The following is a 12,341-nucleotide window of genomic DNA, read 5'->3' as shown; positions in this document are numbered from 1 at the left end:
AAGCAATAGCATTTATTTACAGACATATGGCGTCACATCGGTGGAAGGCTTCCAGTTTGGCTTGCCTATGTTTAAAGCGTCGGCGTTCACAAACAGGTTAGGTTGCTGCTGGCTGATGCAGAGCGAATCCGGGTTTACCGCTTTGCCGCCGGTGAGGATATTGGTGGTGATACCATCCCAGGTGATCAGCGGCAGGCGGGCATTTTTGCGGGAAGGGTCCTGCGCGTTCAGCATCTGCTCAATGCCTACGAGTACCTTGCCGGTGTGATGCGCGTACACGGCGGGCGGAAAGCTGTCCGCCACCTGCATTTCGTTATCATGGATCTTTACGTTGCGGGGGATGGGGAAGTAATGATCATTCATTTTCTCCGCCGCTTTTTCATCAATGAAAAATCCTGATACCACGGCGATGGCGGCCGAATTGTTATTGATGATCTTATTGTGATGCAGGTTGATATCGGAGGCCGCCAGTACGATGATGCCACTGCCCGGCGCGGCGTTGCCTACGCCCCAGGTGTTGCCGAAGCTGCCGGCTTTGGCGAAGTTGCGTTCGTTATTGTCGTGCAGGTAATTGTTATATGCTTCCACATTGCCGCCCCGCTTGCTGAGGTCCGGCAGGTCGAAGATCAGGAAGCCGGCGGTATTGCCCCAAAACTCGTTATCATAGACTTTTGCATGGCTGGTGTTTTCAATTTCGCAGCCGGCCACGTTTTTATAGGCTTTGCATTTGCGCACGATAGCGCTGTCGGACTGCCCCACGTAGATGCCCGCGTCCGAAGCGCCCTGCGCATAACAGTTTTCCACCAAGACCCGCCTGCATAATACGGGGTAGATGGCGTAGCCGCCGCTGGCGCTGTCCGCCTTGTGCCAGATGGCCCTGACGTTGGAAATCACGACATCCTCACTCTTATTGATCTTGATCAGGTCCCCTTTGGATTCCTGCAGGGTGAGCCCATCGATGGTGAAGCCCAGCACGTCCGTCACGCGCATGCCTTCCCCACCCTGGCTTTGGGCGGAAAAATCGAGGATAGTTTTTTCAGCGCCGGCGCCCTTGATGAAGATGTGTTTCAACTGGGCGATGCTGAGGTTATCGAAATGATAAGTTCCTTCTTTCAGTTCCACCTTGGTGGAGTCCTTGAGGGTCAGGAAGGCTTCGGCGATTTTGGTTTCTTCGCCGGGGCCGAAGCTGAGGTGGTGGATATAGCCGTCGCCGTTATCCGGCCGGGTGGTACAGGCGTGGAGCGTGATGGCCGCCATGCCCGCCATGAACAGGTTGTATATACGCATGATGCTGGGTTTTTAGAATACGTTATAAGCAAATGAAACATAGTACATGCCGCCGATGGCCGGACTCCCAAAGCCTGTCCTGTAATAGGTGTTCGTCAGGTTGGTAGCGCCCAGTTTGATGCGGGAATGCGCCTGCAGTAATTTATAACTGATCTGTGCATCCAGCACGGCACTGGCGTCCACCGTGCCGCTGGCAAATCCTATCTGGTAGAAGTACGCCGGCCGGTAGCGGAAAGTGGTACTGAAAGCATAGCGCTGTTTGTTCCCGAAGCCTTCATTTCCAAAGTCGATATTGAATTTATAATTCGGCGTGTTGAAGTTGTTGATCTGGCTGTTGTTCCGGTTTTTCAGGAAATCCGAGCTAAAGTTCACTTTTGCGAGGAAATTATGGGAAAGGTCCACGCTGACGCTGGCGGCGTAGCCGTAGGTATTCACCTTTTCCGCGCCGTTGTAGGCGATGTTGTACTGCACGTAGGTGCTGTGGTCCTTGAAGGCGTTCACATCATCCGTACCGGGGGTGTTGGCCACGTTCGTATAGCCGATGAAGTTCTTCCAGGTGGAGTAATAGCCCAGCACGTCCACGAGTACGCAGCCGCCGATCAGGGAGGACCAGCCTAACTCGAACGCATCTACGGACTGCGGCATGATGTCTTTAGGGGTGAATTTCACCAGGGAATCCGGGTTCTCCGATTGCTGGAAGGCCTGCACGCTGGCGAGGGTATAAGCCGGGTATTTATCAAATTGGTACACGCCGTTCAGCAAGCGGGTGGCGCCGCCGGAGGCGAAGCTGTTATAGTCCACCGGGGTGGATTGCAGGGCCTGGATATTGGAAGGGAAGCTATAGGCATTCTGGTAGGAAAAGCGGAGGAAGCTTTCCTTCGCCAGTTCCAATACGGACGATGCCCGGGTGGTAACGCGCGGCTTTTCGAAGAGGGTATTTTTATCTACCCTGAAGGCCAGGTTCAGGCTCAGTTTATCATGTATCACCTTGCGGGTTCCCTGGAGGTAGGCGCTGTATTCCGCGACGTGGATAGGGCCATCGTCATCCGGGAAGAGGGTGCCTTTGGAATCCAGGAGGTAGAGGCGGTAGTTGAGTCCTGCGATGATGGCCGCAAAAGGAATAAGCTTACCGAAATTATACTGCGCCTCGGCGTTGAACAGGCGGCTCCTGTCCTGGAAGAGGGTACCGCCCTGGCGGGTGGGCAGGCCGGCGATGCTGTCTTTCAGGTGATTGAAATACCCGCTGCCGGCGGCCGGACGGCCCTGGTCTGCTACCTGGCGGGCCATCCAGCTGGCGTCTTCATAACTTTTTCCCATGGCCATGGCTTCCAGCAAAGCGCTGGTGTACTGCGGGTACCAGCCGTCGCCCGTGTTGGGGTTGTAGCTGGGCTTCCAGGCTTCGTTGATCAGCTGGGCCGTGGGACTTGCGATGACCGTGTTACCGGAGTTTTCGCGGGTGGTGTAGGCGCGCACAAACCATTGGGGCGACTTCAATTCTAACCGGTATTGGGATAAATGGTAGCCGGTGAGGGCATAGCGGGTATCGTTGCTGTAGACGGCGTTGCCCTGGCCGTAGGTGGCGCTGGCAATCGCTTCCAGCCTGGGTTTTATCTTATAGCGCAACTCTGTGTTTGCTTTGAACAGTTTGGCATCAGAGCTCAGGTATTCATATTCCGGGTAGCCCGTGCGGGCTACATAGTTGGGCGAGCCCAACATGGGGGTTATTAGGGGGGAGAGATCTGGGGCCTGCGCCAGGGCGCCTTCCAGGAAAGGGTTAATATCTACTGAAGTCTTGCTGCCGTATAAGTTTACCCCATTGTAATTGGGGTCCGTGTAGCGAGACGCAAGGCTGTTGGTGTTCGTGGTATCCGAAGCGATCCAGTCGCGCGCCTTGATATACTGCAGGTTGACCTTAAAGGCGAAACGCTCCCCTACTTTCTTAGCCCAGCGGAGCGTGTAGTCGTAATAGGGAGAAGGGCCCAGGGGATCGTTGGACTTTCCTTTTTTAATATGGTTCACTCCCTGGGTAACCTGCAGGCTGAGGCCCTGGTATTTAAACGGGTCCTTCCCGGTCATGACCATGGTACCGTTCAGGCCGCGGCTCCCGTACAGGGCGGAAGATGCGCCGGACAGTACTTCCAGGTTGTCCACATCCAGCTCCGTGAGCCCGATGGCGGCGCCCAGGGCGAAGTTGAGGCCGGGGGCCTGGTTATCCATCCCATCCACCACCTGGGTGAAGTTGGTATTGCCGCTGGTATTGAAACCGCGGGTGGTGACGGTGGTGAAGGTAAGGCTGGAAGTGGTTACATCCACGCCCTTTAGGCCCTGCAGCATGTTGTAGTAGCTGGGCTGCGGGGAGTTGATGATTTCCCGGTTGCCGATACTTTCGATAGTGACGGGAGATTCGATTTTCTTCTGGACATTCCGGCTGGCGTTTACCACCACTTCTTTCCCCAGCACGGATGCGGGGGCCAGTTCCACCTGGATGGCGGCGGCGGAATTGACGTTCATGGTAAGGGTTTCGAAGCCCACGCAGGAGAAGGTCAGCTGCAGGGGAAATTTGCTGCGAACGGTAAAACGGAAATTACCCTGGCCGTTGGAATAGTCGCCCGCGTTACCATCCGTTGTTCTGACAGAAACTGCCGGAATGGCTTCTTTGGTGTCCCGGTTACGGACAGTTCCGGAAATTATTTGCTGTGCCATCAGCGGTGAGCTGAGCAGCAACATCATCGTGATCCACTGTGCGACTTTAAACATGGGGAGCTAGTTTTTGATTTTGGCGTTGCTGCGATATTACTCAAAAACCATTTGCAAAAGTGCTTACTACAGCGGGTTTGGGGCGAAATTGGCGCTATACGGGGCGAATCAGCAGGCCGTGGAAAAGCGTTCGGTGAAGAAGGACAGGTAGGACCCCGAGACCGGTACTTCCATATCGTCCAGTCCTTCCAGGTGCAGGATGTAGCCTTTGTTTTGTTTGCGGAATAAAACCACCCGGGAGGTATTGATAATATAGGAGCGGTGGCTCCGGTTAAACCCGAAAGGGGCAATTTCCGCTTCTACTTTTTTCAGGGAAGTGCGGATCAGTTCTTTTTTCATGGTGGCGCCGGCGAGGTAGAACACATGCACGTAGTTATCTTCCGCTTTTACCATCAGGAGTTTTTCCGGGTGGATGCTCAGCACCGGCTTATCATGTTCGTCCCGGATCTGCAGGGTACTGTCCGCCGGCATAACCTGCTGGCGGGTATGTTCCAGCTTTTGCACCTCCTGTATTTTTTGCCGGGTGTAGAACCATAAGAGGGACAGGCAGTACGGGATGGCGATGATGAGCGCTATGTAAGGGAGTGTGGAGCAGAATTCAGCAAAGGTGAGAAAAATGTTTGTGTTGATGGCGGAGTTGACCACGGTTACTATCAACCCGATCAGCGCCACTTCCGCCATTACCCAGAGGAGATAGCCGGCGTTGCTGATGTGGCGGCGCCAGCGGATGCGGAACAGTATGAACTGGGTGCATGCCATGGCAACGCTGCCGCAGAGGGTGAATATTCCCAGTATGGCGATGAGGGAGAGCCGCTGCCCTTCGTACCATTTATTGATATTAAACGGCAGGAAGATGTACATGAAGCAGAAGGAAAACACGGCGCTGAAGGCGATAAACGCAATGCGGTTGCCGGTGTTATCCAGCAGGGTGAATGGCCGCTTCATTTCTTCCCGGAGCAGGAATAAGCCTCTCAAAGTTTTCATAACATAGGAAGTTTGATTTAAGATAAAGAAAATAGTTGTAATTCGGTTGCGGCGGAAATTTTAACGGGTGGCAGTTGGTTAAATAAAAAACGGGCGATGCCTGCAGGCATCACCCGTTTTAAAATATTTATTTAGTTATGCTCGTGGTATTACCGCAACGGCACCGCCGAAATCGTACCGGAGATGTTCACCTTACTACCATCCGCAGCAACGGTTTGGCCGCTCACGGTGATATTCAGCTGGGTAGCGCTAAAGGCGGTCACCTGGTAGGTGGTAACAGCGCCGTTGGCCGACTGCGTTTGATACAGTACGTTGCCGTTAGCGGCACCGCTGATGGCGAAAGCGCAACGGGGGCCGTAATCGGTGGACTTATACGTTTGCACTGCGACGGTGTTATTTGTCAGCGGCAAAGAAAGTTCCAGCACGTAACCATCCTGGGTACTGGTATTTACTCCTGCGCCGATGATGCTTACTACCCCGCCATCTGTATCAATATCGAAAGTGGCTACCAGGGCGTTGTAGGTTTTGCCATTGATGGTGAGGTTGAAAGAACCGGCGGAAGTACCGGGGTTGCCCGTGCCGGGATTACCTGTTCCCGGATTACCAGTGCCGGGATTGCCGGTACCGGTACCTTCCACTACATTGATCGATAATGGGCAGGAAGTATTGCCGAAGGTAAGCGTATAGTTGGTGATGATGGCCTGCTCGAACACGCCGATGGGCAGCAGTTTGATTTGCTGGATACCGGTGGCGGTAAACTGACCGGATGCGGCAAAGGTGACGCCATTCTGCTTATCGGTAGAAATGGCATATTTACCGGGTACCAGTACATTCACATTGGCGATGATGTAGGCGGCGCCGGTTTGCGCGTCTTTGGTGGCAAAGGTTCCGGTAATCGCTGTTTGTAAACATTGGTTATCGCTGCCTTTGAGGGTACCGCTGGCATTCTGGTACTCGTTCGGGTTCAGATTAAAGCTGCCATCTCTTACCATTTCTGCGCTACAGCCCCAGCAAAGTATGGCCAGGCATATCACCAGGTATCGGGAAATTATCTTCATGGATAACAAGGGTTTGTCGAATTATGATATGCAAATATATAACAAATAGTAAAAATTACTATGTTAAACGCATGGAGCTGTGATTTTATTATAAGGTGTATCCGGTTAAGGATACACCTTTATTCGACTAAAGCGCAGTTACGAGGGCGGCGATCCTGTTGGAGATGCCTACTTCATTATCGTACCAGGCAGCCACTTTCACGGTATTACCGATGACGCGGGTCAGCTGGCTGTCTACAATGGAGGAATGGGTATTGCCGATGATATCGGAGGACACGAGGGGTTCGGCGGTGTATTCCAGGATACCTTTGAGTTCCCCTTCGGCCTGTTGCTGGAGGAGGGCGTTGATTTGTTCCACGGTGGCGGCCTTGCGGAGGTTCAGCGTGAGTTCGGCGATGGATCCGTCGATCACGGGTACGCGGAAGGAGTGGCCATCGAGGCGGCCTTTGAGATTAGGCAGCACCTCTCCTATGGCTTTGGCGGCGCCGGTGCTGGTGGGGATGATGGACTGTGCGGCGGCGCGGGCGCGGCGAAGATCGCGGTGCGGGCCATCCTGCAGCATCTGATCCATCGTGTAGGCGTGTATGGTAGTCATATAGCCGGATTCCACGCCATAGGCGGTATCCAGTACGTGCAGCACCGGCGCGATGCAGTTGGTGGTACAGGAAGCGGTGGACAGGATAGTGTCTTCCGGTGTGATGATGTGATTGTTCACTCCATCCACGATGGTTTTTACGCCGCCGGATGCCGGCGCGGTGATCAGGACTTTTTTAGCGCCGGCGGTCAGGTGCGCGGCGGCCTGGTCACGTGCGGTAAAACGGCCGGTAGACTCTACGACTACATCTATGTCCAGTTCTTTCCAGGGCAGGTTTTCGGGATTACGTTCGTTGACGAGGCGGATGGATTGTCCGTTTATCACGAGGTGGTTACCATTGGTAGTAACCGTGCCTTCGAACTTACCATGCGCGGAGTCGAATTTGAAGAGGTGGGCCAGTGTGGCGATATCGGCCAGGTCGTTGATGGCAAGTACTTCTGCGCCCGGTTGGGACAGCAGGGCTCTCATGGTCATTCTTCCTATGCGTCCGAATCCATTGATGGCTATTTTCATAATCTATCGTTTATAGGTTCATTAATCAGTCAGTCGGCAAAACTGTCCGGAAGGTGCTGCGGTAGGTGCCGGGCGACATTTCCAGGTGCCGCAGGAAGGTGCGGCGCATGGATACGAGGCCGCCGAGGCCGCACCTGAGCGCTATTTCTTCCAGGCCCAGGCTACTGTTTTCGAGGTAGTTCCGGGCCAGTTCCACCCGTAGTTTTTCGATGAATTTTGCCGGTGTAAAACCGGTTTCTTTGAGGAACACGCGGGCGAAGTTGCGGGCGCTCATATGCGCCTCTGCGGCGAGGCGTTCTACGGGGAGGTCTTCCGCGATATGCTCCATGATCCATGGGCGCAGCAGCAGTACCAGCTTACTGTTCAGTTCATATTCCGGCAGCAGGCTGCCGAACTGTTTCTGGTTGCCGGGGCGTTTGAGGTGGATGACGAGTTTGCGGGCGATCTGCAGGGCGAGGTCGCGGCCGTAATCTTCTTCCACCATGGCGAGCGAGAGGTCCAGTCCGGATGTGACGCCGCCTGCCGTATAGATATTTCCGTCTTTGATATAGAAAGGCGTTGTATCCACTTTTATGTCGGGGAAGGTTTGCTGGAAATGATCATACCGTTCCCAGTGGGTGGTGGCGCGTTTATTCCGCAGGAGGCCGGCTTTTGCCAGCACGTACGTGGCCACGCATACGGCGGCTACGCGGCGGATGCCGGGGGCCTTGCGTTGCAGCCAGCGGTAAAAGCGGGCGGTATCCGCATCATCTTCCGGGAGGTTATGCCCGGTAATGATGAGGGTATCTATGGGTCTTTTTATATCAGGGAGAGATGTGGTGACGAGGAGGTCGGCGGCGCTGTTCATAGGGATGCGGTTCCCGGGGACCGCGCCGGCGATCAACACTTCATACGATTGGTAATGAGGTCCCTTTTGAGCCCCCAGCATTGATTGCGCGAAAGAGAATACATCTGCGGGTCCGGCCATGGTGAGCAGGCGACTGCCGGGGAGTACTGCTATTACGACTAATTTCCGTTGCTGGGTCATATGCGGGTTGATTTGACAGTTCAAAAGTACGGCAGGAAGTGGGTGTCCGCAATGACAAAAATTATACAGATTCTGCCAAGCGGGGTTATGGGCTGTGGCTTGTTATCATACCGGTACCGGATATCACTGCGTAACTCCCTCGGGGATGTTGGGCGCGTAAGGGAGGCTGCCGGCCATGTGCGCGCGGCGTAGTGCCAGGGTGGGTTTGGACGGGAGGGTAAGGAGTGGCAGCACTAATTTTTCCCCCTAAAAAATAATAGCAATTGCAAAAATGCAGCATTGGACCCTCTTCCGGGCCTTATTTATAAGGCGGCGGAGAGCATGGTGAAGATGCAGGCTTCGCGGACGGGTTGGTATATCGCCAGCATGACGCCGTTGCTGAAGATACGGGAACGGATAAACTCCAATTGCTGCGTTTGCTGGATGTTGCTGAGGAGCCGCCGGCCATTGCTGAGGATGACCGGGTAGATCAGGAGGCGGTATTCATCGATGAGTCCGAGGTTAGTGAAACTTTGGATAAGGCCGGCGCTTGCGACGATCGCGATGTTTTTGCCCCGTTGTCGCTTCAGGGCGTTCACCTCCTGTACGATATTGGAGGAGATGAGTCGGGTATTATGCCAGGTGGCTTCTGTGAGGGTGGTGGAGAAAACGATTTTATGGGTATTATTCATGCGGGCCGCTTCGGGGTTCTTATTATACTGGTGGTGCCAGTAGGCGGCGAACTGCTGGTAGGTGTACCTGCCGAGGAGGAGCAGGTCCGTATCTTCATATGATTCGAAAATATACTCTCCGATTTCTTCGTTAAAGTTATGCAGCTGCCAATCGGTTTCACCATTGGGGCCGGTAGTAAAACCATCCAGGGTCACAAATGCCAGTGCAACAACTTTTCGCATGAATAAAGAATTAGTCGATACAAATCTAATGATGTTATAACTTACAATTGGGGAGGGTTTGCGACATTTGCACGGGTTGATCCCGACAATTTTATTTCCTAACTTTAGCGTATGAAACACGTATCCATTTTGATCCCATTTGGCGCCAGCAGTTTATCGAATATAGAAGGAACCTGGCATATTTTAACAGAAGTGAACACCATCTTAAAGCGCATGGACCGCGATCCTATTTTTGATGTACACTTTGTGGGGATATCCGCATTATCAACCCAACGAAATGGTTTGTTTACCATTCAACCCGATTCACTGGTATCTCAGGTGAAGAAAACGGATATGATCATTATTCCCGCCATGCATCAGGATCCGCGGGAGGCGTTGCGACTGAACAAGGAGTTTATACCCTGGATACAGGAGCAGTATGCGAAGGGCGCTGAGCTGATCAGTTATTGCATTGGCGCGTTTTTCCTGGCGGGCACGGGCTTGCTGGACGGCAAGCGTTGCGCGACGCATTGGGCCTCAGTGAATGAGTTCAGGGCGATGTATCCGACGGTGGATGTCGTTGACGAGCGGATTTTAACGGAGGAGGAAGGTATTTATACCAGTGGCGGCGCTTATTCGTATTTGAATTTGCTATTGTACCTGGTGGAGAAATATGCCGGCAGGGAGGTTGCGATTGTGGTGGCTAAGACTTTCATGATTGATATTGATAAGGATAGCCAGTCGCCGTTTATTATGTTCCAGGGTCAGAAGTCACACGAGGACGAGCCGGTACGCAAAGCGCAGGAGTTCATTGAACAGAACTTCCAGGACCGGGTAACGGTGGATCAGCTGGCGAACATGCTGGCGTTGGGCCGGCGCAGCCTGGAACGGCGGTTTAAGAAAGCGACCAGTAACACGGTGACGGAGTATATCCAGCGTGTGAAGATAGAGGTGGCGAAGAAGAGTTTTGAGAGCAGCCGGAAGAATATCAGCGAGGTGATGTATGATGTGGGGTATGCGGATATTAAGGCGTTTAGGACGATATTCAGGAAGGTGACGGGGTTATCGCCTATTGAGTACAGGAATAAGTATAATAAGACGGCTGCGGCGGCGGCGGCGGTGTGAGGGGGCGAAGGCTGATATGTTATTTAGGTGTAGTTATTTAATTGCGATTATTTAGTTGTAGTTATTTATTTGTGGTTATTTAGTTATTTAGTCGTAGTTATTTATTTATTTGCAGTTATTTATTTGCAGTTATTTATTTGCAGTTATTTGCAGCGGCCTGGTAAAGCCCTATCAGGCCGCAGGCAAAAGCAAGCACGCCGCAGATGGTGCGGATGTTATGCAGGTTAACCCAGGGCTTTTCGAATAATTTTCTCTGCTCGGCCAGCGCTTCGGCTGTCGCATTTACCAGGTTTAGTTTATCGAGGGATTCATTGAGCGGTACGTTGCCGGTGATGGTAACACCGAATACGCCTGCTATGTAGAGTACAGACGCCGCGAGCAGGTAATAGAATGCCGGCTGGCTGGCTTGTTGCCAGGTGGCGTATGGAAGGAGGAAAACTGTTCCGATGAAGGGAATGAGGAAGAGCGGGTTGAGGATGGCCCTGTTCATGCTTTGCATGGCGGAGAGGAACTGCAGGTCGTTTAGTTTGGTGATGCCTGGCATAACGGAAACGGCCCATGCGTAGAAGAGGCCGGCCATGAGGCCGAGGCAGAGTAAGGAGATGATGAGGGTGATCATAGCGCGGTTTAATTTCATAATAATTTGTGTGTGGCATTAAGGTAAGAAAGTTGGTAATTATTTCCTACGAACATTAAAGATAAAAAGACCCGTAGCGCTGTGACGCACTACGGGCCGGAATAACCAAAGCTGGAAGAATCCAGCTTTATCCATATTCATTTGTTTGTTAACCCAAGCTTTCCGTGGTTTCACGGATACATATCTCAAGTTGCCTTGAATATGTAAAATATTTTCAGGGGCCTGTTTAATGGTGGGTGGGAATGAATTCCCACCCGTGATCTTTTTGCAAAGTACGTGTTGGCGTACTTTGAATAAATTAAGGGTTGTGACCTTAATGTTTAAACAAAAGCTATTTGCAGAAAAGAAAGGATACTGCTTTATAAATAGCAGGTTTCTGAGAAACCTGCTATTCAGAGGTTAGTTACATCCGTCCAAGAATCCCTCAAAAAACTGGCGGAGCGTAACTGCGTTGAGGTTTGCGTCTTAACGACTTCTTCATCGGGAGTTGCCTTTTCACAACGAATCGCGGTACTAATCTTACTGAAGGACGTCCGGCAATGGGTCGGGGCGTGGCTATCCCGATTCGGAAGTACTGCGTTAAGAAACTTGACCTATAATGATGTTGAGCGACTGAAATTTGGGGAGCTGGCGGGGTTTCCAGCATCCCCTCATTTTCAGAATTGCAAATATTTGATACCGCTGGGTGTCCCTTGGAAGGGAGGCCCCTTTCGGGGCCTGTGCTGAACGCCTTAAGCCATACCCTTAAAGCATGCTGCCACACACAATGGTTTTAAGTTAGATGAAAGACGAGCGATAGACATCACCCGTCATCTTCTATGAAGAAAGATGATGGCCGCGAACGGTTAAAGGGATCCATCTTATTTAATGACTTCATAGCGTTTGTCTGTCAATGGCTGAGACAAATATTTATATCCTGTGAAGGAGGATTCATCAAAGAACTTTGTGGCGTAACGGGTACCGGGTTTGGATTTAGTGGTACTGTTACGGGTGGTTTGATAATTGGTGTAATGTTACATTATGTTGGAAATGACTTTTTATATTTTCGCTTCTTTAGGTTGATTACTAAAGTACCCGTAAAGGATGTTGTTATTTATATAACTTCAAAACTCAAAAAAGGTACTATGCGGGAAGTAACTTTTTTTTCTCCTTTAGGTAGATCACTAATGCACCTATTCAGGTGTTGTTATTTATATAACAGCAAAACTCCAAAAAGGTACTAGATCGAAAGCAACTTTTTTTTTGCTCCTTCAGGTTGATCACTAAAGTACCTGGACGGGATGCGGTTATTTTATATAACAGCAAAACTCAAAAAAGGTACTATGCTGAAACCAACTTTTTTTATTCTCCTTCGGGGTGATCAATAAAGCGCCTGTAAAGGAGGTTGTTATTTAACGTGTTGTGCTATTAAAGTGGCGACTTAAATGATAATGAAAAATATGTATATAATTATGAAATAAAAAATGTTGTGCAATCGTATTGGTTG

At 51.6% G+C, this 12,341-nt stretch carries 9 protein-coding genes; 1 reads left to right on the top strand and 8 read right to left on the bottom strand.

The features are described from left to right. Positions 1-12: 12 nt before the first annotated feature. The 7 genes from BOC67_RS00045 to BOC67_RS00015 form a co-directional block, all read right to left on the bottom strand. Positions 13-1,287 carry a parallel beta-helix domain-containing protein gene (locus tag BOC67_RS00045; protein WP_291906028.1) on the bottom strand — a complete coding sequence of 425 codons (1,275 nt, stop codon included), beginning with the start codon at positions 1,285-1,287 and terminating at the stop codon, positions 13-15. Between the two features lie 12 nt (positions 1,288-1,299). Next, positions 1,300-4,044, bottom strand: a complete 2,745-nt coding sequence (locus tag BOC67_RS00040; protein WP_291906026.1) for a carboxypeptidase-like regulatory domain-containing protein — start codon at positions 4,042-4,044, stop codon at positions 1,300-1,302. A gap of 108 nt (positions 4,045-4,152) precedes the next feature. Further along, on the bottom strand, positions 4,153-5,028 hold the full coding sequence (locus BOC67_RS00035) for a LytTR family transcriptional regulator DNA-binding domain-containing protein (RefSeq protein ID WP_291906024.1): 876 nt from the start codon (positions 5,026-5,028) through the stop codon (positions 4,153-4,155). 149 nt (positions 5,029-5,177) lie between these two features. After that, complete coding sequence (locus BOC67_RS00030; RefSeq protein WP_291906022.1) at positions 5,178-6,086, bottom strand: hypothetical protein; 909 nt, start codon at positions 6,084-6,086, stop codon at positions 5,178-5,180. A 127-nt stretch (positions 6,087-6,213) separates the two neighbouring features. Next, positions 6,214-7,194, bottom strand: a complete 981-nt coding sequence (gene gap / locus BOC67_RS00025) for a type I glyceraldehyde-3-phosphate dehydrogenase (RefSeq protein WP_291906019.1) — start codon at positions 7,192-7,194, stop codon at positions 6,214-6,216. 25 nt (positions 7,195-7,219) lie between these two features. Continuing rightward, positions 7,220-8,221 carry a GlxA family transcriptional regulator gene (locus BOC67_RS00020; protein ID WP_291906017.1) on the bottom strand — a complete coding sequence of 334 codons (1,002 nt, stop codon included), beginning with the start codon at positions 8,219-8,221 and terminating at the stop codon, positions 7,220-7,222. Between the two features lie 302 nt (positions 8,222-8,523). Further along, positions 8,524-9,114: a dihydrofolate reductase family protein gene (locus BOC67_RS00015; RefSeq protein WP_291906015.1), complete on the bottom strand. Its 591-nt coding sequence runs from the start codon at positions 9,112-9,114 to the stop codon at positions 8,524-8,526. A gap of 111 nt (positions 9,115-9,225) precedes the next feature. On the opposite strand from BOC67_RS00015, the gene BOC67_RS00010 reads away from it, so the two are divergent. Beyond that, entirely contained in the window at positions 9,226-10,218 is a 993-nt protein-coding gene (locus BOC67_RS00010; RefSeq protein ID WP_291906014.1) for a GlxA family transcriptional regulator, read from the top strand. Positions 10,219-10,351: 133 nt separating this feature from the next. Here the strand turns inward: BOC67_RS00010 and BOC67_RS00005 are convergent, their stop codons facing one another. Then, entirely contained in the window at positions 10,352-10,855 is a 504-nt protein-coding gene (locus BOC67_RS00005; RefSeq protein WP_291906013.1) for an anthrone oxygenase family protein, read from the bottom strand. Between the last annotated feature and the right edge of the window lie 1,486 nt (positions 10,856-12,341).

It is taken from the genome of Chitinophaga sp. CB10, assembly GCA_001870995.2.
Classification (GTDB): Bacteria; Bacteroidota; Bacteroidia; order Chitinophagales; family Chitinophagaceae; genus Chitinophaga.
This window is presented reverse-complemented; position numbering and strand designations above follow the sequence as displayed.